Source organism: Bradyrhizobium sp., assembly GCF_035484855.1.
Lineage (GTDB): Bacteria > Pseudomonadota > Alphaproteobacteria > Rhizobiales > Xanthobacteraceae > Bradyrhizobium.
In genome coordinates this window covers 13,171-37,220 of record NZ_DATHOP010000187.1, presented here as the reverse complement: position 1 = coordinate 37,220, position 24,050 = coordinate 13,171, and the positions used below count along the sequence as shown (strand labels likewise).

Genomic DNA, 24,050 nt, shown 5'->3' with positions numbered 1-24,050 from the left:
ATGCGGCCTGGGCCTGGCAACGTCTGCCGCCCGCGCCGAAGATCCGATCAAGATCGGCGTCATCGCCGAAACCTCCGCCATATCAGGCATCGCCATCCCCAACGGCGCCAAGCTCGCCGCCGAGGAGATCAACGCCGCCGGCGGCGTCAACGGCCGCAAGATCGAGATCGTCGAATACGACGACCACAACTCCGCCGCCGACGCCGTGCGTGCCTTCCAGCGTGCCGCCGAGCAAGACAAGGTCAACGCCGTCATCGCCACCTATATCAGCGAGGTGATGCTGGCGCTGGAACCCTGGGCCGGCCGCCTGCACATGCCGCTGATCACCCCCGGCGCCGCCAGCAATGAAATCACCAAGCGCGTGCATGACGACTACGACCACGAGAAATACGTCTTCCACGGCTATCTCGCGTCCAGCCAACTCGCCGACGTGGTTTGTGAAGCGTCCAAGGCCCTGTTGGTCAAGGACCTGCAGATGAAGACCGCGGTGGTCATGAGCGAGGATGCCGCCTGGACCATCCCGCTGGACGAGGAATACATGAAATGCCTGCCCGCCAGCGGCCTGAAGGTGGTCGACCATATCCGCCTGTCGCCGGACACCACCGACTTCACCCCGATCTTCAACAAGATCGAAGGCGCCAAGCCCGACGTCATCATCACCGGCATTTCCCATGTCGGCGTGCAGCCGACGGTGCAGTGGAAGAACCAGCAGGTGCCGATCCCGATGCTCGGCATCTCCTCGCAGGCCACCAACTCCACCTTCGGCGCCGACACCAATGGCGCCGCCGAGGGCGTGCTCTATCAGGGCGTCTCGGGCCCCGACGTCCCGGTTACCGAAAAGAGCCTGCCGTTCACGCAAGGCTTCAAGGCGAAGTACGGCAACTTCCCGTCCTATGCCGGCTATACCGCCTATGACGAAGTCTATTACATCGCCGACGCCGTGAAGCGCGGCGGATCGACCGATGCCGACAAGCTGGTGACGGCGTTGGAGGCAACCGACTGGGTCGGCACCATCGGCCGCATCCAGTTCTACGGCAAGGACGACCAGTTCACCCATTCGATCAAGTACGGCAAGGGCCTGATCACCGGCCTGATGCTGCAGTGGCAGGATGGCAAGCAGGTCGCCGTCTGGCCGCCGGAAGTCGCCAAGGGCACGTTGAAGTTCCCGAGCTTCATCAAGCTCACCTCGAACTGATCCTCTCGCCTTCATGCTCCCGGGTTCGCCCGGGAGCATTTTCGTTATCTTGTCTTCTTTAAGGAGTGAGGCAGCGGTGCTGCCGCGGCCATCATAAATGCTTGCCTTCCAGATTTTGATCGACGGCTTTGCCATCAGCGCGCTCTATGCCCTCGGCGCCACCGGCTTCACCCTGATCTTCGGCGTATCCGGCGTGCTTAACCTCTCGCACGGCGCCATCATGGTGCTGGCGGCCGTCGCCGCATGGGCTGCCGCCAGCATGCTGCACATGAACACGTATGCCGGTGCGCTGGTCGGCGTCGCGGTAGCGCTGGTCGCGGCGTTTGCCACTTATTACGCGGTGGTGCAGCCGATCCAGAAATCCCGGCGGATTCCCAACGAGGAGAGAGAGATCTTCGTTCTCACCGGCACGCTCCTTTGGGGGATCATGATCCAGGAGTTGATCGCCTATTTCTTCACCAATAACGCCAAGACCGTGCTGCCGATCGTCGAGGGCGTGGTCGATGTCTTCGGCGTGCGCACGCCGAAGAACGAGATCTTCACCGCGGTGGTGTGCTGCCTCGTGATCGGCCTGCTCTGGCTCATGGTCAACCGCACCCGCACCGGCAAGGCGGTGCTGGCGGCGTCGATGAATCCGCGCGGCGTCACGCTGCTCGGGCTCGAACTCACCAGCATCTATGTCGTGGTCTGGGGCATCTACGGCGTCCTCGCCGGCATCGCCGGCGTCCTGCTCGGCATGTTCTTAGGGGTCTCCTCCTATAGCGTCGGGCCCTTGACCGCGAGCGCGTTCTCGATCGTGGTGCTGGGCGGGCTCGGCAGCGTGTCCGGCTCGCTGATCGCGGCCTTCGTGGTCGGCTACCTCGAAACCCTCACCGCCTATCTGGTCTCGCCGGCCTACCGCACCATTCCGGCGCTGCTGCTGCTGGTCGCCGTCATGTATGTCCGGCCGCAAGGCCTGCTCGGGAGGCGATGAGCATGGCCGATTTCTTCAAATCGCGGCTGTTCCTGATCTCGCTTGCCATCGTCGTCATCGCCGCGACGCTGCCGCTCTATGTCTCCGGCTATATCCTGGGTCTGCTCACGGTCGCCTATTATTTCGGCGTGTTCGCGATGTCGTGGGACTTGCTGTTCGGCTTCGCGGGCGAAGTGAATTTCGGCCCGACCTTCCTGATCGGCGTCGGCGCCTATACCGCTGGCATTCTCAACAATGAATATGGCTGGTCGGTTTATCTGTGCATCTTTCTCGGCGCGATGGCCTCAGTGGTGGCCGGCTTCGTGTTGGCGCTGCCGGCGCTTCGGGTGCGCGGTCCTTATTTCGGGCTGACCACGCTGGTCGCCGTCCTGATGCTGCAGAATTTCGTCGTGGTGTTTGCAAGCCTCACCGGCGGCGAGATCGGCCTCACCATTCCCGACGTCATCACCATCGACGCCGGCGCCAATTACTGGATCGCGCTCGGCTTCATGACCATCAGCGCCATCATCCTGTACGGGCTGTCCCAGTCGCCAGTTGGCCTGGTGCTGCAGGCCAGCGGCCAGGACCCGGTGCAGGCCGGCGCGCTCGGCTTCAACATCGTCAAGCACAAGCTCGCGGCCTTCGTGGTCAGCGCGTTTTTCTCGGGGCTATCCGGCGCTCTATTGGTGTTCTACTTCGGCACCGCGTCGGTTGGAACGGTGGTCGATATCGCGGTCGGCGTGCAGGTGATCGTCGCCGCCGTGCTCGGCGGACGACGCACGGTGCTGGGCGCCGCGCTCGGGGCGATCTTCCTGATCGTCGCCGGCGAGTTCCTGCGGCCGACCGGGGAACTGGCGACCTTCATCGTCTCGACCGTAGCCCTGCTTGTGATCCTGTTCTTCCCCAACGGCTTCCTCGGCGCCGCGCTGTCGCATGGGGCTCGGCAATAATGGATGCCACCAACAACCCTGCCGTGCTCGAAGTCCGCGGCCTGACCAAGCGCTTCGGCGGCCTGACCGCGGTGAAGAACCTCAACCTCGATCTGCGCGCCGGCGAGATTTTTGGGCTGATCGGCCCCAATGGCTCCGGCAAATCGACCGCGATGAAGGCGATCATGGGTATCGAGCGCCCCAACGCGGGCGAGGTCATTTTCCTGGGCGAAAACGTTGCCGGCCTGCCCGCGCACAAGATCGCGCGCAAGGGATTTGGCATGGTGTTCCAGCATTCGCGGCCGCTGAACCGGCAGACCGTGCTGGAGAACATCATGGTCGCGCTGCTGCCCGACAGCCTGTTCATGCTGTTTGCCGACAAGGCGCTGACCGAACGCGCCAAATGGATCGCCGAGCGTGTCGGCCTCGGCGCGGTGATGGACCGCCGGCCGCCGACGCTGCCGTTTGCGGATTTGCGCCGGCTCGAGCTTGCGAAAGCCATCGCGCGCGACCCGAAGGTGGTGCTGGTCGACGAGCCCTTCGCCGGGCTGACGCTCGCCGAAGTCGGCACCTTCTCCGAACTGATCCGCAGTTTTCGCGACGAGGGCCGTGCGGTGCTGCTGGTGGACCACAACGTCAAGAGCGTCGCGGCGCTGGTCGACCGCGTGCTCGCGATGTATCTCGGCGAGGAAATCGTCACCGGCCGTGCCGACGAGGTGATGAAGAACGAGACCGTGCGCCGGGTCTATCTCGGCGGCGCGATCGAGACCTCGGCCCGGCCCGAGACCAGTTTCAAGGACAAGGTGCCACTGTTGCAGGTCGAGAATGTCAGCGTGTTCTACGGCAAGGCGCAGGCGCTGGACAACGTCTCGATCCATGTCCACCAGGGCGAGTTCGTCTCGGTCGTCGGCCTCAACGGCGCCGGCAAGACCACGCTGTTCAACACCATCTCGGGCTTCCTGCCCTATGCCGGCGAAATCGTCCGCGATGGCGAAAAGCTGCGCGGCACCTCGCCGGCGCGGATCGCGCGCAGCGGCATCGTGCAGTGCCCGGAATCGCGCGAGCTGTTCGGCGAAATGAGCGTGCGCGAAAATCTCGATCTCGGCGGCCATCATCTCAGCGAGGACGACAAGGCCAAGCAACTGGCCTGGCTGTTCGAGCTGTTTCCGATCCTGAAGGATCGCCAGAACCAGATGGCGCAGACATTGTCCGGCGGCGAGCAGCAGATGCTGGCGATCGGCCGCGCGCTGATGATGCAGCCGAAAATCCTGATCCTCGACGAACCGACGCTGGGGCTCGCCCCGGTCATTCTCGAACAGCTGTCGAAGGCGCTGGAGAAATTGCGGCAGACCACGCCGATCACGGTATTGCTCGGCGAGCAGAACGTCACCTTCGCGCTGCCGCACGCCGACCGCGTCTATGTGCTGGAACACGCCCGCATCGTCTGGGAAGGCGACCCCGGCCGTTTTGCCGCGGAAGCCGGCGCGGGCTATCTCTGAAGCTACGGCTTGCCCGCTCTGTACGCATCGAGAACCCTAGCGCACACCGGCCCCGCTCGCGTGCACCATGCGGCCTCCGCCGCTGCCGCGCCCGGCCGAAACGCCGCGACGATGGCCGGTGCCGGATCGGTGTCGATCACGACGCCGTTGTCGCGCATCCGCCGATAGTTCTCCTGCAGCCTGGTCGACAGCGCAAACCACAATTCGACCTCGGTCTTGCGGCCGGCTTCATCGACCGCGTTGCGCAATTCGGAACTCAGGCCATCGTAAGCCGCCTGATTGACGCTCGCGATCGAAATCGGCAGCGAATAGGAAATCTCGCTGAAATAGGGCAGCCGCTCCCAAAGGCTGTGGCCGATGCCGCCGTCGCCCGACGACAGCACCGCATTGATGCTGCCATCGACGAGCCGCGGCATGGTGTCGGCAAAACTGATGGCGGCGGCCCTGGCGCCGACGCCGGCGAACACTTCGCTCGACATCTTGTCGTAGGTGCGGATCGAAAGGCCTGACACGTCGGATGGCAATTTCAGCGGCGTCTTCGACCAGATGCCGGATGGCGGCCACGGCGCCAGATAGAGCAGCCGCACGCCCTTTTTCTGCAAGGCCGCGGCAAGGAACGGTCGCGCGATGTCGGCGAGCCGCCTGGCATCCGCGCTCGACCTTACCAGGAACGGCAGCGTCGGCAGCGCGAAGATCGCGTCCTCAGCTTCCAGCGCGCCGGCGAGTGCATCGCCGGCCTGCACCCGGCCGTCCGCGATCGCTGTGAGCATCCCGGCCGACCTGATGCCGGCGGCGGCATCGAAGCTCGGCCTGATCCGCAACTTCCCCGCGCTCAGTTCGGCGACGTGTCGGGTGAAGGTTGCGATGCCGAGTCCCGGCATGGCGTTCTCGGGATATTCGGTCGGCATATCCCAGACCGTCTGTGTGCGGCCTGCCGCCGGAACCAGCAGCAGCGCGCCGGCCAGCAGATACGCCATACTGAAAAGTCGCAATTTTCCTCCGATCCGGCACGCCAGCGTAGCTTGCCTGATGGCAGCCTGTCGAACGGATTGCCGATGACGGCGGTCCCTTGAGATAAATTGGCCAGTCTTCTACGGTGCGGTCGAAGAAAAACGGCGCGCGCAAGTTGCCGATATCGGAGGATGCCATGTCCGGTTACAAATCTGCCTGTCGGTCGCGCCGCGAGACGTGGCGGAGGGGAATCAAGCCGGTCTGATCGCACAACAACAATCATTCCCGGGGGAACGCCGATGGCCAGACGACTGATCGATATCTCGGTGCCGCTGCAGAACGACGTTCCGGCCGATCCGCCGAGCGGGCATCCGACCATCCAGTACATCGATCATCAGCAGGGCCTGCCGCGCATGCTGCAGTTCTTTCCGGGATTGAAAGCGGAGGATCTGCCGGACGGGCAGGGCTGGGCGGTCGAGCAGGTGCAACTCTCCACCCACAACGGCACCCATCTCGATGCGCCCTGGCACTTTCATCCGACCATGAACAGGGGCGAGCGTTCCCTGACCATCGACGAGGTGCCGCTGGAATGGTGCCTGCAGCCGGGCGTGAAGCTCGACTTCCGGCATCTGCCGGACGGCTATGTCGCAACCGCAAAAGATGTCGAGAACGAACTCAAACGCATCGGCCACACCCTGTCGCCGCTGGAAATCGTCGTCGTCAACACCTCGGCCGGCGCCAAATACGGCCGGCAGGACTATGTCACCTCCGGCTGCGGCATGGGTTACGAGGCGACCATGTATCTGCTCGAGCGCGGCGTGCGGCTGACCGGCATCGACGGCTGGAGCTGGGATGCGCCATTCGTCCATACCGCGAAGAAATACGCCGAGACCCATGATGCCAGCCTGATCTGGGAAGGCCACAAGGCCGGCCGTCACATCGGCTATTGCCACATCGAAAAGCTGCACAACCTCGAACAATTGCCGTCGACCGGCTTCACCGTGTCGTGCTTTCCGGTCAAGATCGAACGCGCGTCCGCCGGCTGGACCCGGGCGGTCGCGATCATCGACGCGTGAGACTTACCAGCTAACCGAATAATAAAGTTCCGAAGGAACTGACAGGGAGGATGCCATGAGAAACCAGCGCCATTGGCCGGTTCGCGGCTGCGCATGCTGCGACGGCAACACGCTTTCGCTGACGGGCACGGCGCTGAGCCGGCGCCATTTCATGGCGGGCGCAGGCGCGCTGGCCGCCGCAGGCCTTGCCAGGCCCGGGAGCGCCGCGGCGCAGGCGACGTTGACGGACAAACCCCATCGCATCGACGTCCATCATCATTTGTCGCCGCCGACCTATATTGTCGCATCGAATGCGGGCAATTTCGGCGATGCCCTGATGAAGAACTGGACGCCGGAAAAATCGCTGGCCGATATGGACAGAGCAGGCGTCGAGGTCGCGATCCTCTCGGTCACCACGCCCGCGCTCAGCTTCACATCAGGCGAAGCCGCCCGCAAGCTCGCGCGCGAATGCAACGACTACGCGGCCAAACTGAGGGCCGACCACCCCGGCCGGTTCGGAAGTTTTGCAATGATACCGCTGACGGATACCGACGGCAGCCTGCAGGAGATCGCCTATGCGCTCGACACGCTGAAGGCCGACGGCATCGGCCTGATGACGAGCTATGGCGACAAATGGCTCGGCGATCCCTCGTTCTTGCCGGTGATGGAAGAACTCAACCGGCGCAAGGCGCTGGTCTATACCCATCCGACCGCGCCCGATTGCTGCGTCAATCTGATGAAGACGGCGCAGCCGGTGATGATCGAATTCGGCACCGACACCACCCGCACCATCGCCGACATCGTGTTCAGCGGCAACGCGCAAAAATTCCGCGACATCCGCTGGATCTTCTCGCATGCCGGCGGCACCATGCCGTTCCTGATCGAGCGCTTCGTCCGCAATCCGCTACTGGTCCCGAACGCCAAGGCCACCGTGCCGGAGGGCACGCTGGCCGAGCTGAAGCGTTTCTACTACGACACCGCGCAGACCTCGAACAAGGCGGCGATGTCGGCGCTGACGGCGATCATTCCGCTGTCGCAGATCTTGTTCGGCACCGATTTCCCGTACCGGACCAGCATCGATCACGTCAAGGGATTGCGGGAGTGCGGCGTCTTCACCGACGCGCAGCTGGCGGACATCGAACGCGGCACCGCGCTGAAGCTGCTGCCGCGGCTGGCGAGCTGAAGCGTGATTAGATCGGTCCACTCTGAGGCTTCCGTGGCCGGACAACAAAATATCGAAAACAACCCCATGCAAAGTAGCCGATGACTGCCGGCAGGATGCCCGACGCATCCAGATACCATTTGACACGCCGGGCAAATCAATGGCACGACGCCATCATCCGCAAGCCGCGCGTGACCGGTGGGACCCTAGCCAGATCCATCGAAGCCGGCGCAATCCAACCTCACGCGCAAGCGCAAACTTCTGGAGATGCAGAAGGCGCCGTCGATCCGCTTCACTTACGCCGCGACAGGCTTGAAGGTGATTTGGCCGCGTCGGGCTTTCCTTGCGCGCTTGTCGCGCGGCCGGGCGACAATCTCGATGTCGCGGTCGAACGCGGTGAGAAAGGTCATCAGGCGGTCAACCCTGTATTCGCGGAAGTGGCCCTTAAACAGCCGCGATACTTCGGGCTGCGAGATGCCCATCAGCATCCCGGCCTTTTGTTGCGTGAGCTTGCGTTCGCTGGTGAGGCGATACAGTTCGGCGACAATCTGGGCCTTGAGGAAATGATTGTCAGCGTCGGGTAGCCCGAGGTCGGCGAAAATGTTGCCGGAGCCCCTTTCGTGGGCTGGCAGCTTCTTGCTGGTCGTCATCGTCGGTCTCCCGCGAAAAACTCGACGCGCGCCTATTCCGCCGCCGCTTCCGCCGGTTTCGCCGGCTCCAGCGCCGCGGCGATCGCATCGTCGACGCGCTCGAGCCAGACAAACTGCAGCTTGTCGCGTGCGCCCTGGGGAATGTCGTCGAAGTCGCGCCGGTTGCGCGCCGGCAGCATCACCCGGGTCAGGCCGGCCGCCGCGGCGGCCACGACTTTTTCCTTGATGCCGCCGACCGGCAGCACCAGGCCGCGCAGCGAGATTTCGCCGGTCATCGCGGTGTCGCTCCGTACCGTGCGGTTGGTGAGCAGCGAGGCAAGTGCCGTGAACATCGCAACTCCCGCGCTCGGCCCGTCCTTCGGCGTGGCGCCGGCGGGCACGTGAACGTGGATGTCGCTGCGTTCGAACGCCTGCGGATCGATGCCGAGTTGCGCGACGCGGCTCTTCACCAAGGTCAGCGCGGCCTGCGCGCTTTCGCGCATGACGTCGCCGAGCTGGCCGGTCAAGATCAACGCGCCCTTGCCGGGAACGCGCGTCGCCTCGATGAAGAGAATGTCGCCGCCGACCGGCGTCCATGCGAGCCCGGTCGCCACGCCGGGGACGGAAGTGCGCATCGCGATCTCGCCTTCGAAGCGGGGCTGGCCGAGAATTTCGGTGAGATCAGCTGATGTGATGACCACGCGGCTCGCGCTGCCCTCGGCGATCTGCACCGCGACATGCCGCATCACCCTGCCGATTTCCCGCTCCAGCGAGCGCACGCCGGCCTCGCGGGTGTAACCCTTGATGATCAGCCGCAGCGCCTCGACTTCGATCTCGGCCTGGTCCGGCCTTAACCCGTTGGCCTCGAGCTGGCGGCGAACCAGATAGCGTCGCGCGATCTCGAGCTTTTCGTCCTCGGTATAGCCGGGAAGGCTGATGATCTCCATGCGGTCCTGCAGGGGGCCCGGAATCGTGTCCAGCAGGTTGGCGGTGGCGATGAACACCACGCGGGAGAGGTCGAAGGGTACGCCGAGATAATTGTCGCGGAAGGTGCCGTTCTGCTCGGGATCGAGCACTTCCAGCATCGCCGCCGACGGATCGCCCTGGATGCCGCGTCCCATCTTGTCGATCTCGTCCAGCATCATCACGCAATTGCGCGCGCCGGCTTTCTTGATGCCCTGGATGATGTTGCCGGGCAGCGCGCCGATATAGGTGCGGCGGTGGCCGCGGATTTCCGCCTCGTCGTGGACGCCGCCGAGGCTGACGCGGACGAACGGCCGGTCCATCGCGCGCGCGATCGATTGCCCGAGCGAGGTCTTGCCGACGCCGGGGGGACCTACGAAGCACAGGATCGGCGCCTTGCCGTTCGGCGCTAGCTTGCGCACGGCGAGATATTCGACGATCCGGGCCTTGATCTTCTGCAGGCCGAAATGATCCTCGTCGAGAATGCGGCGGGCGTCGGCGATATCGATCGGCTTCTCCGGCGGCAGCGCCCAGGGCAGTTCGATCAGCCAGTCGAGATAGCTGCGCACCATGCCGGCCTCGGCGGCGGCCTCCGGCATCCGCTCGTAGCGCCGCACTTCCTTGCGCGCCTGACCTTCCGCCTCCGGCGGCACCTGCGCTTTCGCAATCGCCTCGTTCAGCTCAGCGACTTCCTGCGCCTTGCCGTCGCCCTCGCCGAGCTGGCGCTGGATGGTCGCCATCTGCTCGCGCAGGATGGCCTCGCGCTGGCGTTCGTCGAAGGTGGCTTTTGTCTTTTGACCGATTTCGGCTGTCAGACGCAGCACCTCGAGCCGCTCGGCGAGATGTCGCGACACTTTCTCCATGCGCGCGGCGAGATCGATCGTCTCCAGGATCTCCTGCTTGTCCTGCGGCTTGATGTCCATGTAGGAGGTCGCAAGATCGGCCAGTGCGGCAGGCGAGGTGGTCGACTGAAACAGCTGCACCAGTTCCTGCGGCGCCTGCGGCAGCAGCTGGATCGCCTCGATCGCCTGCCCCTGCAGGTTGAGAAATCGTGCCTCGATTTCCGGCGACGTCGTGGTCGGTTCGGGAATATGCAGCACGCGCGCGGCCGGGAAAGGCGTGCCCGGCAAATAATCGAGCACGCGGAAGCGCTGTACGCCCTGGCAGATGATGTGGTGGGCTTCGTCGCCGCCGGTGATATAGCGGACGATGTTGGCGACGGTGCCGATCCGGTAGAGGTCGTCCGCGCCGGGATCCTCAAGCTCCGGATTTCGCTGCAGCAGGATGCCGATCGGCCGCTGCTCGCGCAGCGCCTGCTGGGCGGCGGCGATCGATTTGGCCCGGTTGATGGTGATCGGGGTGACGAGGCCCGGAAACAGCACCATGTTGCGGACCGGGACGATGATCAGCGCATCGCCCGGGATCGACACGGTGTCGACCTTGCCGGAAGCGGCAGACGAAGCTGAAGCGGATTCATTGTCCGGTGTCATGACCATCCTCACACAGACTTCGCAAGGCGTAACCCGATGCATCCGTTGACGGCGAAGCGGTTGACGGCGTAGCGCCCCGTCGGCAGCGCGATCCGGCGTTCGAACCGGCCTTGCGGCAGCTCCAGCCGGTGGATCCGCGCGTTGCGCAACTCGGCGGGCAGCACGCGATCTCCGCTGATCACGAGCGTTCCGTTTTCGATCACCGCCTCGACCTGTTCGGGATCGACGCCGGGCAGCGCCACGAAGATGAGAATTTCGCGCTCGGTTTCCAGCACATCGATCGGGGGTTCCCAGCTCACCTCCCGCGCGCCCGCCTTCGACTGCAGGCTGAAGAATTGCTGGCGCAGCCGCTCGGCGCGGGCGAGCGAATCGATCGCCTCGGACAGCATCCAGTTGACGGGGTCGTTTTTCGACATTCGCTTCTCTCGCGCGGGCTAAATTCCTGAAAAAGGGCCGCTTCGCGTTATCGGGTGGCAGGGCGCAAACCACCTATTTGGTAACGCCGAGCGGGCGCCGCAATGGTTCTACGCTTGCGCCATGCCGTCAACCCGGATTGGGCCGGCTATGACGTGGTGGAAGTATCCTTGCGCGTTCGCGCGGCGATGCCGGCGGCAATCTGCAGGGTCGCGCCGATGAACCAGGCAAATGCGATCACGAGCGCCGTGCCCGCGTTCGCCGTCTCGTCGAGGACAATGCTCAAGACCGATATGAAAGCCGCAACCGCCGCAAGGAAAGTGCCGGCCGCGCTGAGCAGTTCGACGGTATCCGCCGCGGAGCCCAGACCGTGCCGCGAGAGGAAGTGCATGCGGTGATCCGGTGGAGCGGGAGGCAGATCGATCCCGAGATAGAAACCGGCGGCGCCGTAAAACATCATCGCCAGCACGGTGACGGCGGAGCCGATCAGCTCGATATCGGCCCTGCCGACATGGGCCGCGACGAACAGGCCGCATGACGCCCCGGTGAGCGCGAGCCCGGTCCGTTCCAGAACGTGCGCCCACCGGCTGACGGCGGAGCGGCTATTCCATGCTTCGGTGCGCTTGATCATATTGTCCTGCTATCAGACAGGAACTGGGGAGCCCTTGACCGGGATCAAGCCCGGCAAGCCGCCGTGCGGAGCGATTATTTCGCTTAGCCCGCGAGCATCAATGCAGACCCCAGCAAGAAAAATTCTAGACCTGGGTGATGTGCATTCGGCGATGTCTGCGCGTGGGCAGCTTATCAACCTGGTCACCGACTTCTTTGCGCGCGAGGCGCAGTTCATAAAGCTTTTGAAGGTTGAGCCAAAACTCCGGGCTGGTGCCGAACCAGTGGCCAAGCCGTAGCGCGGTGTCGGCCGTTACCCCCCGCTGGCCATTGATGATCGCCGTGATCCGGTTCACGGGAACGTCGGCGCGACAATTCGGCGGCCGAGATGCCCAGCCCCATGAGTTCTTCGGCGAGATGTTCACCGGGATGAATGGGAGTGCGCGACATGAAGTAACTCCTGGTGATAATCGACGATCTCGACATTGACCGGGCCGGACAAGCTTTCGGGCCACTCGAAGCAAATCCGCCATTGGTCATTGACGCGGATGCTATACTGGCCTTGCCGGTCGCCATGCAGCGCTTCCAACCTATTGCCGGGCAGTGCGGCGAGGTCTTTCAAACTGGTCGCGGCGTCCAGCCTGTCCAGCCGTATTTCGGCTTGCCGGAGAATTCCCGAACGTGATCGCCGCGGGCAAAGCGCGCGGTTCTCTTGTCCCGGTAACTCACGATCATAGCTATCAGCCTGGCAGAATTATGAGTTATGTAAAGCATAATTCTTGAGTTGCAGGAGTACGTGACGGTCCTGATCTAACGATTACGGTTTCGGGGCCGCCAGCCACGCCGCGACCACGGCGCGTTCCTCAGCCGTCATCTCGGTGACGTTCCCCGGTGGCATCGCGCTCGACCACGCCGCATTGCGGCCGATCAGCCGGGCGTTGCGGTGGATGTGTTCGGCATCGTCGAGCAGGATGCCGCGCGGCGCGGTGACGATCCCGTCCCAGACCGGCTCGGCGCCGTGGCACATGCTGCAGCGGGACAGCACGATCTCCTCGACATTGGCGTAGGTGGCGGGCGCGGCCAATGCGCCGGTCTTGATATCGCGGGGACCGGCCGCCGACAAAAAGCCGATCGCGACCATGCCGGCACCGGCGATGCCCCAGACCCACCATGGCGATTTCCGCCCCGCATGCCGTTCGTTGAAGAAATGCCGGATGATCGGGCCGAGCGCGAGCACGATCGCCACGATCAGCCAGTTGTAGCGGGTGGCGAACAACAGCGGATAGTGATTGCTGATCATCAGCACGATCACCGGCAGCGTCAGGTAGTTGTTGTGGACCGAGCGCTGCTTGCTGGTCTGGCCGAGCTCAGGATCGGGCGCCTCGCCTTTCAGCAATGCCGCGACGATCTTCTTCTGGTTCGGGATGATCACCGCGAACACGTTGGCGACCATGATGGTGCCGATGATCGCGCCGATCTGGTTGAAGGCGCCGCGGCCGCTCAAGACATGGGTGAAGGCGTAGGTGAGGCCGACCAGGAACAGATAGCCGCCGATCGCGAACGGCAATTCGTGCCTGGCCAGCCCCGAACGGCAGGCGCCTTCGTAGAGCAGCCACGCCAGCGCGAGGCTGAAGAAGCTGAACAAGCCGGCCTGCAGCGGCGAGAGATCGATGTTGGACTTGTCGACCAGGAACAGTTCGGCGTCGAGATAATAGACCACGACCATCAGCGCGATGCCGGACAGCCAGGTCGTGTAGGCCTCCCATTTGAACCAGGTCAGTTCGTCCGGCATTTTTGCAGGCGCCACCAGGTATTTCATGATCCGGTAGAAGCCGCCGCCATGGACCTGCCACGCCTCGCCATAGACGCCCTCGGGCAGGTCGCCGTGCGGCTTCAAACTGAGGTCGAGATGGATGAAATAGAACGAGCTGCCGATCCATCCGATCGCAGCCACCACGTGCAGCCAACGGAGGATCAGGCTCGCCCACTCCGTCAGTATCGATCCCCACATACGCGCCCCTCGGTTGTAAAGAATCTCCGGCAGCGAACTCTCCGGCCCTCGCCAAAACCACCGTGATCGGAGTCCGGTGCTCCATTCGATAGACCCTCCGGAACACCGTCAATTGATTTCCGCGCCACCTCGGACACTTTCCGCAACCGAAACAATATGCGAGGACAGCATGATCATTTTCCGGTCTGCCCCGCTTAACAATTGGGCAAAGAGATAAAAATGCCAGGCGAGCCCGTCACTGTCAGCCGTCGTGATCTGCTGTCCCTGATCGGAACGATCTCCGGCAGCGCCGCGATGTACCACGCGATGACCGCGCTCGGGTTCGCGGCCGACTCCGGCTACAGGGGTCCGATCAAGCTCGAGGGCGACGCGAAGGGCGCCTCCGTCCTGATCCTCGGCGCTGGCCTGGCAGGCATGACCGCCGCGCTGGAATTGCGCAAGGCCGGCTACAGCGTCCAGATCCTGGAGTTCAATTCGAGGCCCGGCGGCCGCAACTGGACCTTGCGGGGCGGGGACAGTTTTACCGAGCTCGGCGGTGCCAAGCAGACCTGCGAATTCGACGACGGCCTCTATCTCAATCCCGGCCCGTGGCGGATCCCCTATCATCATCGCGCGCTGCTGGACTACTGCAAGCGGCTCAACGTCGCGCTGGAGCCGTTCCTCCAGCTCAATCACAACGCGCTGCTGCATGCGAGCAGCGCATTCGGCGGCACGCCGCAGCGCATCCGCGACATCAAGACCGATTTCCAGGGGCAGGTTTCGGAACTGCTCGCGAAAGTCACGCAACAAGGCAAGCTCGACGAAGCGGTCACGAAAGAGGATCGCGAGATCCTGTTGCAGGCGTTGCGGGCGTGGGGCGCGCTCGACCGCGACTATGCCTATAAGGCCAATTTGATTTCCGCCGACATGCGTGGTTTCGCCAAAAATCCCGGCGGCGGCCTGACCGCGGTGCCGGTCCCGGGCGAACCGATCGCGCTGTCGGAAATTCTCCATTCGCAGCTCTGGCGCTATTTGCAGAATTTCGCGCGCTATCAGTTCCAGACCACGATGTTCCAGCCGGTCGGCGGCATGGACATGATCGGCAAGGCCTTTGCAAAAGAGGTCGGCGACCTCATCCGCTATGATGCCAAGGTGACCGCGATCGCGCAGGACGACCGCGGCGTCACCGTCACCTGGACCGACCTCAAGTCGCCTGCCACGCCGCAACAGGCCAAGGCCGACTGGTGCGTCTGCACCATACCGCTGTCGATCCTGAGCCAGCTTGCAATCAATGTCGGCGCCCGCATGAAGGCCGCGATCGACGCCGTGCCGTATTCGGCCTCCGTCAAGATCGGCCTGCAGTTCAAGCGCCGCTTCTGGGAGGAGGACGAGGCGATCTATGGCGGCATCAGCTATACGGACTTGCCGATCCGGCAGATCGCCTACCCCAACTCTGGCTTCAACCGCGCCGGCAAGGGCGTGCTGCTGGGGGCCTATCTGTTCGACGGCGCCAACGCCTTCGAATTCACCGCGATGCCGCCGGCCGAGCGGGTGGCGCGCGCCGTCGAGTTCGGCGCCCGGCTGCATCCGCAATATGCCAGCGAATTCGAGAACGGTATCGCGGTGGCCTGGCATCGCATGCCCTTCACGCTCGGCTGTGCCGGCGACTGGAGCGACGCCACGAGGGCCAAGCATTACAACGATCTCTGCCAGATCGACGGCAGGATCGTGCTGGCGGGCGAGCACGCCTCCTACATCCCGGCGTGGCAGGAAGGTGCGATCCTGTCGTCGCTCGATGCCATCGGCCGGCTGCATGAGCGCGTGGTGAAAACGTGATGTCATTGCGAGGAGCGAAGCGACGAAGCAATCCATCGGGCCGCAAAGCAAGAATGGATTGCTTCGCGGAGCCTGTCATCGGGCGGCGCTTCGCGCCGACCCGTTGGCTCGCAATGACGATACTCCTGCAGGCATTGTCCGCAGCTTCTGCGCAAAACGTCGCGCCATCATCGCCGCCGGCGCTGAGCTCGGGCTACCGGTTCGTCGAGACCGGCGGCGAGCAGTTGTTCGCCAATGTCTGTCAGGGCTGCCACATGGCCGACGCCAGGGGCGCGACCGGCGCCGGCAGCTATCCGTCGCTGGTGGCCGACAAGAATCTCGAGGCGGCCGGCTATCCGCTCACCATCGTCGTCAACGGCCAGCGCGGCATGCCGGCCTTCGGTTACATGATGAGCGACGACCAGGTCGCCGCCGTCGTGAACTATCTGCGTACCCATTTCGGCAACGATTATCGGGACGCAGTGGCGGCCGAGGACGTCAAGCAGGTTCGAAGATAGGGGCATCTTCGCCATACCGGATGGAATGGCAGGCCCTCGGGAAGTATCCGCGTCCAACGACGAGCGCGTGCTGGTCAAATCGTTCTACCAGGGCGGGGATTATCTGTACCGGCTGGTGAAGATGCTCTCGGGCGGCGGGTCTTAAGGCAGGGCGGGGCGCGCCGCGGCAAGAACACAAGGCGTCATTGCCGGGCTTGACCCGGCAATCCATCCTGCTTCACGAAAGGCTTCTTCCAAAAGGATGGATCGCCGGGTCAAGCCCGGCGATGACAGCCCAAGCTCGCCGCTACTGTCCTGCGGGCGCCGACTCCGCGCCATTCTCGTAACGCGACCAATCCGAGTAGGGCCGGGCATAGGGCGCGTAGACGGGAGCATCGTAGGCGTTGGAGTTTCGCACCGCGTCGCTCACGGGTGCCGGCTCGCGGTAAACCTTGTGGGTCCTGTGGTGCTCGGCGGCAGCGGCGATCTGGACCGTCGAGGCTGCCAGCAAGGCCGAACCGAGAAGGGTGAGGATTGTCTTGCGCATGGTATTCTCCGTTTTGATGAGGCGCCTGCCTGCGAGGCAAGAACGCGCCCGCGACATCGGCGCCTTCATTCCAAGACATAGCGATGGGCCTTGCGAATTTTGACGGCGCCGCCGATCACGAAGCGGCGAGCCAATTTGTTGGTCAGGCGCGGCTGGCGACCAAATATTCGGCAGGCAAATGCGCCGAACCTCTCTCGACTTCCCGCGGCCAATTCGGTTCAATGGCGAAACGGTGCAAGCCTTTGCGGGAAAACCGATGAAGAAGCTGATACTTGCCATTCTCCTGATCGCCTCGCCCGCCTGGGCGCAGACCAAGCTGGTCCCCAAAAGCGCGACCGCGCGCGCCGACCCCTGTGCGCCGATCGGCCGTACCGCGGACGGAAAACTCGTCTATTCGATGAAGTGCGACAACCTGCCGGCGCCGCCCCCGCCGCCGCAAGCCGAAATCGCGCCGCCGCCCCCGCCGCCGGAACCAGAAATCCATCGCAGCGGGATTTTCGGCTGGTCCTATGAAACCAAGCGGCCGGACCAATAGGCTCTATTGCATGGTGAGAATTCAAGTTGGCACAAGCAGCATCGGTCACTTCTCCCTCTCCCCGTCCTCCACGGGGAGAGGGTTGGGGTGAGGGGCTCTCTCAACAGCACGACTCGTGGAGAGTCCCCCTCACCCGAAATTCGCTACCCGCGAATTTCGACCTCTCCCCGCAAGCGGGGCGAGGTGACCGAACTTGCTGTAGAATCCTTCAGCCTTGACGAGAAATTTGCATGAGCCAGCTCATCGTCCACGCCGGCGACTTCACCTTCCAGGCCCGCTTCGAGGAAAAACTCGCGCCGAAGACGGTTGCGGCGTTCCGCAAGGCCATGCCGTTCGAGAGCCAGGCCATCCATGTGCGCTGGAGCGGCGAGGGCGTGTGGATGCCGCTCGGCGATCTCGACTTCGGCGTCAGCTACGAGAACCACACCAGCTATCCCGCGCCCGGCCAGGTCATCCTCTATCCCGGCGGCATCAGCGAGACCGAAATCCTGTTGGCCTATGGCGGCGTGCATTTTGCCAGCAAGATGGGGCAACTCGCCGGCAATCACTTCATCACGCTCACCTCGGGGCTGGAGAATCTCGCGACCTTCGGCAAGGCCGTGCTGTGGAACGGCGCGCAAAAAATTCGCTTCGAGGAAGTCTAGGTGACCGACGCCAGCTATCCGCGCGACCTCCACGGCTACGGGCGCAACCCGCCCGATCCGCGCTGGCCCGGCGATGCGCGGGTCGCCGTGCAGTTCGTGGTGAATTTCGAGGAGGGCGGCGAGAACAACATCCTGCATGGCGACCGCGCCTCGGAGGCGTTTCTGTCGGACGTGCTGGGCGCGCAGCCCTGGCCCGGACAGCGCCATGCCAACATCGAATCGATGTTCGAATATGGCTCGCGCGCCGGCTTCTGGCGGCTGTGGCGAATTTTCGGCGAGCGCAAATTGCCGGTGACGGTGTTCGGGGTCGCGACCGCGTTGAAACGTAATCCGCAAGTCGTCGCCGCCATGAAGGAGGCCGGCTGGGATATCGCCAGCCACAGCCTGAAATGGGTCGAGCACAAGGACATGTCGGAAGCCGAAGAGCGCGCGGAGATCGCGGATGCGATCCGCATCCATACCGAGGTTACCGGCCAGCGTCCGCTCGGCTGGTACACCGGGCGCACCTCGATCAATACCGTCCGATTGGTAATGGAAGCCGGCGGCTTCCTCTATTCTTGCGATTCCTATGCCGACGACCTGCCGTACTGGATCAAGGGTCCGGCCGGGCCGCATTTGATCATCCCCTACAGCCTCGATGCCAACGACATGCGTTTTGTCAATCCGCAGGGCTTCGGCGGCGGCGATGAGTTCTTCACCTACCTCAAGGACAGCTTTGACGTGCTCTATGCCGAAGGCGAGACTTCGCCGAAGATGATGTCGGTGGGCTTGCATTGCCGCGTGGTCGGCCGTCCCGGTCGCGCGGCCTCCCTGATGCGGTTTCTCGATTACATTGCCAAACATCAGCGCGTCTGGGTGCCGACGCGGCTGCAGATCGCGCAGCACTGGCACGCCCATCTCGCGCATCTTGCCGTCAATGCGCCAGGCATCGGATAGGTCAGGCCGATATGCAGCCAAAAACGCTCGCCGAGCTGAATGACTGCAGCAGGCAGGATTTCGTCGCAGCGCTTGCGAACATTTTCGAATACTCGCCGTGGATCGCCGAACAGGCCGCCTCGCAGCGACCATTCGCCGGCGTCATTCCGTTATTCGCCGCGATGAAATCGGCCGTTGATCGCGCAACCCCAGAGCTTCGGCTGGCGCTGATCAAGGCGCATCCAGATCTCGCCAACAAGACCCAGCGCGCCGCGGGGTTGACGGCCGAATCCAGCGCCGAGCAGAACAGCGTCGGGCTCGACCGGTTGTCGGATGCCGAATATGACGCCTTCGAGCGCGTCAACAACGCCTATCGCGCGAAATTCGGCTTCCCCTATATCGTCTGCGTCCGGCGTCACACCAAAGATTCGATCCTGCGCGATTTCGAGCGGCGGCTGCCGAACGATGGCGCAACCGAGACGCAAGTCTCGATCGAGGAAATCGGCCGCATCGCCGCACTGCGCCTCGATCAGCAGGTCGCGTCGGAGGACCGGCTCAAGGTACATGGCCGGCTGTCCACCCATGTGCTCGATACCCACAGCGGCAAGCCGGCCGCGGGGATCGCGGTCGAACTGGTGGAACTGTCCGAACTCGGCTCGATCCGCGTCGTGACGCGCGCGATCACCAACAGCGACGGCCGCACCGACCAGCCCCTGATCGGCGGCCGGCCGGTGCCGATCGGGCGCTACGAATTGACTTTCAGCGTGGGTCGATATTTTGCCGAGCGCGGGGTGCCGCTATCGGACCCGCCATTCCTCGATTCCATCCCCTTGCGCTTTTCGGTGAGCGAGCCCGAAGGCCATCTCCACGTCCCGCTGCTGGTGACGCCCTGGAGCTATGCGACGTATCGGGGCAGCTGAATCTTGTTTCTTCGTCATGCCCGGGCGAAAGCGCGAAGCGCGTCTTCGCGCAGATGTCCCGGGCATCCACGTCTTTCCCGCAGCGAGCCGGTTCAAAGACGTGGATGGCCGGGACAAGCCCGGCCATGACGGTGTTGGGTCACACATGCTGCGCGGACGTGGCGACCGCTGCCGCGTCGGCCTCTGCGGCGGCCTTGCTGCCGATGCCGTTGAAGAATGCGTTCAGCAGTACCGCCACCAGCGCGCACAGCAGGATGCCCGACTCCAGCAGCGGCTGCAGGTCGTGCGGCAGGTTGCGGAAGAAGCCTGGTGCTGCAAGCGGGATCAGTCCAAAACCGACCGAAATCGCCACCACGAACAGATTGTAGCGGTTGTTCTTGAAATCGACCGCGGTCAGAATCCGCGCCCCGGTGGCCGCGACCATGCCGAACATCACAAGCCCTGCGCCGCCGAGCACGACCAGCGGCACGGCTTCGACCAGCGCGGCAAGTTTCGGCAACAGCCCAAGCAGCAGCATGATGGCGCCGCCGGTCACGGTGACCCAGCGCGAGCGCACCCCGGTGACGCTGACGAGGCCGACATTCTGCGAGAACGAGGTGTAGGGGAAAGTGTTGAACAGCCCGCCGATCAGCGTGCCGACGCCATCGGCGCGCAGGCCCCGGCTCAGCGCGTCGCGGTCGATGACCTTGCCGGTGATCTCGCCGAGCGCGAGGAACATGCCGAGCGATTCGATCATCACCACGATCATCACGATGCACATGGTGACGATCGGAACCAGGTGGAATTGCGGAATGCCGAAGCGGAGCGGGATCACGACGTCGCCCCAGGCCGCGGCTGCGACCTTTTCGAAATGCATCACGCCGAGCACGCTCGCCAGGATCGCGCCGGCGACGATGCCGAGCAGCACCGCGACATTGGCAAGGAAGCCGCTGCCCCATTTGATCAGGCCGAGGATGATCAACAGCACGAACAGCGCGATGCCGAGCCCTTGAAGCTGGCCGTAGCCCGGATTGGGAAATGCACCGGGCACGCCGTCGACCAGCTTGGTCAGGGTCGGCAGGCCGCCGCCGGCCCAGTTGATGCCGACCCGCATCAGCGAAATGCCGATCACCAGGATGATCGTGCCGGTCACCACCGGCGGAAACAGCGGCAGCAGCCGGCTGATGAAAGGCGCGGCAACGATGCCGAAGATTCCGGCACTGATGACCGAACCGTAGATGCCGAGCAGCCCGATGTCGGGCGCAGCCGCCATCGACAACATCGGGCCGACGGAGGCGAAGGTGACGCCCATCATGACCGGCAACCGGATGCCGACCCCGGGAAAGCCGATGCACTGCACCAGCGTGGCGAGCCCGCAGGCGAACAGGTCGGCGCTGATCAGGAAGGCCACGTCCTCCGGCGACAGCTTCAACGCCCGGCCGATGATCAGGGGCACCGCGACCGCGCCGGCATACATCACCAGCACATGCTGCAGGCCGAGCGCGAGCAGGCGGGGGACAGGCAGGATCTCGTCGACCGGATGGATGTCGGTGCTCATGATCGGGTCCCCCTGCCGCGGCTGTTGAGCTCGCGCGCCAGCTTGATCCAATACAAGGCTCATGCCAAGCGGCGCTTACGTCTGGCCAAACTTCTCATGCAGCAGCGGCCACAGCCGATCCGGCTTGAACGGCACGGCCGTGAAACGGATGCCGGTGGCGCTGGCGAGCGCGTTGCCCAGCGCCGCCGCCACCGGATTGTACGGACTCTCGCTCATCGATTTGGCGCCCATCGGGCCTATCGTATCGGTGGTATCGGCAAAAAACACTTCGGTGCGCGGAATGTCGGCAAAGGACGGCAGATGATAATCGCGGAATCTCGGATTGACGACGCGCCCCATCTCGTCGATCACCATCTCCTCGTAGAGCGTGGCGCCGAGCGACTGCGCCACGCCGCCCTCGACCTGGCCGCGGCATTGCATCGGATTGGCGACGCGTCCGGCATCGGCGGCATGCACGCTCCTGAGAATCCTGATCTCGCCCGTCGCCTTGTTCACGGCGACGCGAAAACCCTGGACGTTGAAGGCGACCGAGCGCGGTGTGCCGGTCGAGGTGCCGGCCGCACGGAGCAGCTGCCCCTGCGCGCGCGCGGCTTCGCCGATCTGGGCAAACGACAGTCGCTGCCTGCCGCAGACCGCGGCATCGTTGTCGAGAACGCAGGCCTCCGGGATGATCCCGGTCGCGGCCGAGGCAAACGCCCTGAGCTCGCTGGTCAGATTCTCCGCGGCCGCCTGCGTCGCGCGCCCGGCTACAAAAGTGCCGGTCGAGCCATAGGCGCCGGTGTCGTGGCCGCCGTGGGCGGTGTCGGATTGCCTGAGGTGGATGTTGTCGACCGTGGTGGCGAGCACGGTCGCGGCGATCTGGCGATGCACCGTCGCGGTGCCGTTGCCGAATTCAGCGGTGCCGACGGTCAGCTCGAAGCCGCCGTCCTCGAGAAGTGCAATCGTGGCATCCGCGATATGCCCGTCCGGCGGCACGGTATCGATCATGGTCAGCGCGATGCCGTCGCCGGTGAGCCAATCGGCGGAGAGATCGACCCTGGGTCCCTCGGCCTGCATCGCGCGCTCGACCAGATCGAGGCACTGGTCGAGGCCGTAGGAACCGTAGAGCACGTCGGTATGGCCGTTGTCGGGAGGGGAGCGCATCGGGTCGCCCGGCCTGATGATGTTGCGGCGGCGGATTTCGAAGGGGCTGATGCCGAGTTGCCTGGCCAGTTCGTCGATCGCCGCTTCCACCGCGAACAGCGTTTGCGGCAGGCCGTAGCCGCGAAACGCGCCCGCCGGCACGGTGTTGGTATAGGCGGCGACGGCGTCGACCTTCTTGTTCGGGCAATTATAGACCGAGATCGATTCGCCGCAGGCATGGAACAGCACGGGACCGGCATGATTGCCGTAGGCGCCGGTGTTGGAGAGCACGTCGAGCTGCAGCGCCGTGAGTTTTCCGCTGCCGTCGGCGCCCGCCTTGACATGAACCCGCATCGGATGCCGCGTCGAGGTCGCGATGAACTGTTCTTCGCGCGTCAGTTCGAGTTTCACGGGCCGCCCTGTCCTGAGCGCGGCGAGCGCCAAAATATCCTCGACGAACATTTCCTGCTTGCCGCCGAAACCGCCGCCGACGCGCTCGCAGAACACCCGGACCTTGTCGGGCGCGAGATCGAACAGATCGGCCAGCGCCCGTCGCGTCAGGAACGGCACCTGCGTGCTGGAGCGGACATTGAGGACGCCGGAGGCATCGACCCAGGCCAGCCCGCCATGGGTCTCCAGCGCGGCGTGCTGGACCCGCTGGGTGGTGAACATTCCCTCGTAAGTGACAGCGGCATCGGCCAACGCGCGCACGACATCGCCATATTCGCCATGGGCTTCCGCCACGATATTGCGCTGGGCGTTGGCGACGCGCTGCTCCGGCGTCTTGTCGCCGTGAAGGAGCGGCGCGCCCGGCGCGATCGCCTCTGCCGGGTCGACCACCGCCGGGAGAATGTCGTATTCGACATCGAGCCGGCGACAGCCTTCCTCGGCCGCGGCTTCGCTCTCCGCGACCACGGCCGCGACCTTCTGCCCGACGAAGCGGACCACATCGTCCAGCACGCGGGTGTCGTCCGGGTCCATCCAGGCCTTCTCGTGCCGCGCGGTGGAGAACAGGCGGCGCGGGGCATCCTCTGATGTCAGCACGTCCCGCACGCCGGGAACGGCCAGCGCCGCCGCCTTGCCGATCGAGATGATCCGGGCATGCGGGTGCGGCGAGCGCAACAGTTTTATATGCAGCAAGCCGTCGATTTCGGTATCGAAGGTATAGCGGGCTTCGCCCCGCACCACCTGCGGTCCGGCGGGCGCCGGCAGGCTGCGGCCGAAGGCTTTGCCGGGGGCGGCTTCCTCGATGTTGGTCTTGCCGTCGAGCGCGTCCTCGATGGCGCGATAGCCGGTGCAGCGGCAGAGATTGCCCTTCAGCGAGGCGCCGAGGTCCTGGCGCTGCGCCTGGTTCAGCGACACGCAGGTCAGGATCGTGCCGGCGGTGCAGAACCCGCACTGAAACGCCTGCGCATCGAGAAACGCTTGCTGCATCGGATGCGCGCCACCATCGGGAGCAAGCCCCTCGATGGTGGTGACGGCGTGTCCCTCGGCGCGGAACGCCGGGATCAGGCAGGAGTGCACCGGCTCGCCATCGAGCAGCACGGTGCAGGCGCCGCAGTCGCCGGCGTCGCAGCCTTTCTTGACGCCGAAATGCCCCGTGTCGCGCAGGAACGTGCGCAGGCATTGTCCGGCGCGCGGGCTTTGTGCGAACTGCTTGCCGTTGATCTCAAAACTCAT

22 protein-coding genes and 1 pseudogene are annotated in these 24,050 nt (G+C 64.3%); 12 read left to right on the top strand and 11 right to left on the bottom strand.

Features of this window, described 5'->3' with window-relative positions; translation table 11 throughout:
* Nucleotides 1–7: 7 nt before the first annotated feature.
* The 4 genes from VK804_RS21280 (at nt 8) to VK804_RS21265 (ending at nt 4,575) form a co-directional block, all read left to right on the top strand.
* Complete coding sequence (locus tag VK804_RS21280; protein WP_325373894.1) at nt 8–1,195, top strand: ABC transporter substrate-binding protein; 1,188 nt, start codon at nt 8–10, stop codon at nt 1,193–1,195.
* A 97-nt stretch (nt 1,196–1,292) separates the two neighbouring features.
* Nucleotides 1,293–2,168 (top strand): branched-chain amino acid ABC transporter permease, encoded by an 876-nt coding sequence (locus VK804_RS21275; protein WP_325373890.1) that lies wholly within the window; start codon nt 1,293–1,295, stop codon nt 2,166–2,168.
* Between the two features lie 2 nt (nt 2,169–2,170).
* Nucleotides 2,171–3,097 carry a branched-chain amino acid ABC transporter permease gene (locus tag VK804_RS21270; RefSeq protein WP_325373889.1) on the top strand — a complete coding sequence of 309 codons (927 nt, stop codon included), beginning with the start codon at nt 2,171–2,173 and terminating at the stop codon, nt 3,095–3,097.
* The gene (locus VK804_RS21265) at nt 3,097–4,575 is read left to right on the top strand and encodes an ATP-binding cassette domain-containing protein (protein WP_325373887.1); all 1,479 of its coding nucleotides are present in this window, start codon (nt 3,097–3,099) and stop codon (nt 4,573–4,575) included. Before VK804_RS21270 ends, VK804_RS21265 begins: the two co-directional genes overlap by 1 nt.
* Before the next feature lie 2 nt (nt 4,576–4,577).
* On the opposite strand, the gene VK804_RS21260 is transcribed toward VK804_RS21265, so the two are convergent.
* Nucleotides 4,578–5,567 (bottom strand): TRAP transporter substrate-binding protein, encoded by a 990-nt coding sequence (locus tag VK804_RS21260; RefSeq protein ID WP_325373885.1) that lies wholly within the window; start codon nt 5,565–5,567, stop codon nt 4,578–4,580.
* Between the two features lie 258 nt (nt 5,568–5,825).
* On the opposite strand from VK804_RS21260, the gene VK804_RS21255 reads away from it, so the two are divergent.
* Entirely contained in the window at nt 5,826–6,602 is a 777-nt protein-coding gene (locus VK804_RS21255; protein WP_325373883.1) for a cyclase family protein, read from the top strand.
* Between the two features lie 55 nt (nt 6,603–6,657).
* Nucleotides 6,658–7,764 (top strand): amidohydrolase family protein, encoded by a 1,107-nt coding sequence (locus tag VK804_RS21250; protein WP_325373881.1) that lies wholly within the window; start codon nt 6,658–6,660, stop codon nt 7,762–7,764.
* A 275-nt stretch (nt 7,765–8,039) separates the two neighbouring features.
* On the opposite strand, the gene VK804_RS21245 is transcribed toward VK804_RS21250, so the two are convergent.
* The 7 genes and pseudogenes from VK804_RS21245 to VK804_RS21215 all read right to left on the bottom strand — a co-directional run bounded on the left by VK804_RS21245 (nt 8,040) and on the right by VK804_RS21215 (nt 13,859).
* On the bottom strand, nt 8,040–8,393 hold the full coding sequence (locus VK804_RS21245) for a helix-turn-helix transcriptional regulator (RefSeq protein ID WP_325373879.1): 354 nt from the start codon (nt 8,391–8,393) through the stop codon (nt 8,040–8,042).
* 32 nt (nt 8,394–8,425) lie between these two features.
* Nucleotides 8,426–10,825, bottom strand: a complete 2,400-nt coding sequence (lon, locus tag VK804_RS21240) for an endopeptidase La (protein WP_325373877.1) — start codon at nt 10,823–10,825, stop codon at nt 8,426–8,428.
* 8 nt (nt 10,826–10,833) lie between these two features.
* Nucleotides 10,834–11,241 carry an Hsp20/alpha crystallin family protein gene (locus VK804_RS21235; protein WP_325373875.1) on the bottom strand — a complete coding sequence of 136 codons (408 nt, stop codon included), beginning with the start codon at nt 11,239–11,241 and terminating at the stop codon, nt 10,834–10,836.
* A 146-nt stretch (nt 11,242–11,387) separates the two neighbouring features.
* Nucleotides 11,388–11,870 carry a hypothetical protein gene (locus tag VK804_RS21230; RefSeq protein WP_325373873.1) on the bottom strand — a complete coding sequence of 161 codons (483 nt, stop codon included), beginning with the start codon at nt 11,868–11,870 and terminating at the stop codon, nt 11,388–11,390.
* 124 nt (nt 11,871–11,994) lie between these two features.
* Nucleotides 11,995–12,298 (bottom strand): annotated as a pseudogene (locus VK804_RS21225) (HigA family addiction module antitoxin).
* Nucleotides 12,270–12,470, bottom strand: coding sequence for a type II toxin-antitoxin system RelE/ParE family toxin (locus tag VK804_RS21220; protein ID WP_414642822.1), 201 nt, complete (start codon nt 12,468–12,470; stop codon nt 12,270–12,272). The pseudogene VK804_RS21225 and the gene VK804_RS21220 overlap by 29 nt, the downstream one beginning before the upstream one ends.
* 195 nt (nt 12,471–12,665) lie before the next feature.
* The gene (locus tag VK804_RS21215; protein WP_325373871.1) at nt 12,666–13,859 is read right to left on the bottom strand and encodes a urate hydroxylase PuuD; all 1,194 of its coding nucleotides are present in this window, start codon (nt 13,857–13,859) and stop codon (nt 12,666–12,668) included.
* Between the two features lie 219 nt (nt 13,860–14,078).
* On the opposite strand from VK804_RS21215, the gene VK804_RS21210 reads away from it, so the two are divergent.
* Together VK804_RS21210 and VK804_RS21205 are read left to right on the top strand one after the other, a co-directional pair.
* Complete coding sequence (locus tag VK804_RS21210; protein ID WP_325373869.1) at nt 14,079–15,674, top strand: flavin monoamine oxidase family protein; 1,596 nt, start codon at nt 14,079–14,081, stop codon at nt 15,672–15,674.
* A gap of 113 nt (nt 15,675–15,787) precedes the next feature.
* A complete protein-coding gene (locus tag VK804_RS21205; protein ID WP_325373867.1) occupies nt 15,788–16,171 on the top strand; it encodes a cytochrome c in 384 nt (127 codons plus the stop codon).
* Nucleotides 16,172–16,457: 286 nt separating this feature from the next.
* On the opposite strand, the gene VK804_RS21200 is transcribed toward VK804_RS21205, so the two are convergent.
* Complete coding sequence (locus tag VK804_RS21200) at nt 16,458–16,697, bottom strand: hypothetical protein (RefSeq protein ID WP_325373865.1); 240 nt, start codon at nt 16,695–16,697, stop codon at nt 16,458–16,460.
* Between the two features lie 256 nt (nt 16,698–16,953).
* Here VK804_RS21200 and VK804_RS21195 point away from each other — a divergent pair, with 256 nt between their 5' ends.
* The 4 genes from VK804_RS21195 (at nt 16,954) to uraD (ending at nt 19,711) form a co-directional block, all read left to right on the top strand.
* Nucleotides 16,954–17,232 carry a hypothetical protein gene (locus VK804_RS21195; RefSeq protein ID WP_325373863.1) on the top strand — a complete coding sequence of 93 codons (279 nt, stop codon included), beginning with the start codon at nt 16,954–16,956 and terminating at the stop codon, nt 17,230–17,232.
* A gap of 230 nt (nt 17,233–17,462) precedes the next feature.
* Nucleotides 17,463–17,876: a DUF3830 family protein gene (locus VK804_RS21190; RefSeq protein ID WP_325373861.1), complete on the top strand. Its 414-nt coding sequence runs from the start codon at nt 17,463–17,465 to the stop codon at nt 17,874–17,876.
* Nucleotides 17,877–18,812 (top strand): allantoinase PuuE, encoded by a 936-nt coding sequence (gene puuE, locus VK804_RS21185; protein WP_325373859.1) that lies wholly within the window; start codon nt 17,877–17,879, stop codon nt 18,810–18,812. It begins immediately after the preceding gene.
* 11 nt (nt 18,813–18,823) lie between these two features.
* The gene (gene uraD / locus VK804_RS21180) at nt 18,824–19,711 is read left to right on the top strand and encodes a 2-oxo-4-hydroxy-4-carboxy-5-ureidoimidazoline decarboxylase (RefSeq protein ID WP_325373857.1); all 888 of its coding nucleotides are present in this window, start codon (nt 18,824–18,826) and stop codon (nt 19,709–19,711) included.
* Between the two features lie 139 nt (nt 19,712–19,850).
* On the opposite strand, the gene VK804_RS21175 is transcribed toward uraD, so the two are convergent.
* Together VK804_RS21175 and VK804_RS21170 are read right to left on the bottom strand one after the other, a co-directional pair.
* Nucleotides 19,851–21,248: a nucleobase:cation symporter-2 family protein gene (locus VK804_RS21175; RefSeq protein WP_325373855.1), complete on the bottom strand. Its 1,398-nt coding sequence runs from the start codon at nt 21,246–21,248 to the stop codon at nt 19,851–19,853.
* Between the two features lie 75 nt (nt 21,249–21,323).
* Complete coding sequence (locus VK804_RS21170) at nt 21,324–24,050, bottom strand: molybdopterin-dependent oxidoreductase (protein WP_325373853.1); 2,727 nt, start codon at nt 24,048–24,050, stop codon at nt 21,324–21,326.

What these genes read in the sequence shown, in the direction of transcription:
- VK804_RS21265 (WP_325373887.1), top strand. Translation starts at nt 3,097, where the DNA reads ATGGATGCCACCAACAACCCTGCCGTGCTCGAAGTCCGCGGCCTGACC.
- VK804_RS21230 (WP_325373873.1), bottom strand. Translation starts at nt 11,870, where the DNA reads ATGATCAAGCGCACCGAAGCATGGAATAGCCGCTCCGCCGTCAGCCGG.
- VK804_RS21190 (WP_325373861.1), top strand. Translation starts at nt 17,463, where the DNA reads ATGAGCCAGCTCATCGTCCACGCCGGCGACTTCACCTTCCAGGCCCGC.
- VK804_RS21215 (WP_325373871.1), bottom strand. Translation starts at nt 13,859, where the DNA reads ATGTGGGGATCGATACTGACGGAGTGGGCGAGCCTGATCCTCCGTTGG.
- VK804_RS21200 (WP_325373865.1), bottom strand. Translation starts at nt 16,697, where the DNA reads ATGCGCAAGACAATCCTCACCCTTCTCGGTTCGGCCTTGCTGGCAGCC.
- VK804_RS21235 (WP_325373875.1), bottom strand. Translation starts at nt 11,241, where the DNA reads ATGTCGAAAAACGACCCCGTCAACTGGATGCTGTCCGAGGCGATCGAT.
- VK804_RS21245 (WP_325373879.1), bottom strand. Translation starts at nt 8,393, where the DNA reads ATGACGACCAGCAAGAAGCTGCCAGCCCACGAAAGGGGCTCCGGCAAC.
- lon (WP_325373877.1), bottom strand. Translation starts at nt 10,825, where the DNA reads ATGACACCGGACAATGAATCCGCTTCAGCTTCGTCTGCCGCTTCCGGC.
- VK804_RS21205 (WP_325373867.1), top strand. Translation starts at nt 15,788, where the DNA reads ATGACGATACTCCTGCAGGCATTGTCCGCAGCTTCTGCGCAAAACGTC.
- VK804_RS21275 (WP_325373890.1), top strand. Translation starts at nt 1,293, where the DNA reads ATGCTTGCCTTCCAGATTTTGATCGACGGCTTTGCCATCAGCGCGCTC.
- VK804_RS21195 (WP_325373863.1), top strand. Translation starts at nt 16,954, where the DNA reads ATGAAGAAGCTGATACTTGCCATTCTCCTGATCGCCTCGCCCGCCTGG.
- VK804_RS21175 (WP_325373855.1), bottom strand. Translation starts at nt 21,248, where the DNA reads ATGAGCACCGACATCCATCCGGTCGACGAGATCCTGCCTGTCCCCCGC.
- VK804_RS21210 (WP_325373869.1), top strand. Translation starts at nt 14,079, where the DNA reads ATGCCAGGCGAGCCCGTCACTGTCAGCCGTCGTGATCTGCTGTCCCTG.
- uraD (WP_325373857.1), top strand. Translation starts at nt 18,824, where the DNA reads ATGCAGCCAAAAACGCTCGCCGAGCTGAATGACTGCAGCAGGCAGGAT.
- VK804_RS21270 (WP_325373889.1), top strand. Translation starts at nt 2,171, where the DNA reads ATGGCCGATTTCTTCAAATCGCGGCTGTTCCTGATCTCGCTTGCCATC.
- VK804_RS21250 (WP_325373881.1), top strand. Translation starts at nt 6,658, where the DNA reads ATGAGAAACCAGCGCCATTGGCCGGTTCGCGGCTGCGCATGCTGCGAC.
- VK804_RS21170 (WP_325373853.1), bottom strand. Translation starts at nt 24,050, where the DNA reads ATGAGTTTTGAGATCAACGGCAAGCAGTTCGCACAAAGCCCGCGCGCC.
- VK804_RS21255 (WP_325373883.1), top strand. Translation starts at nt 5,826, where the DNA reads ATGGCCAGACGACTGATCGATATCTCGGTGCCGCTGCAGAACGACGTT.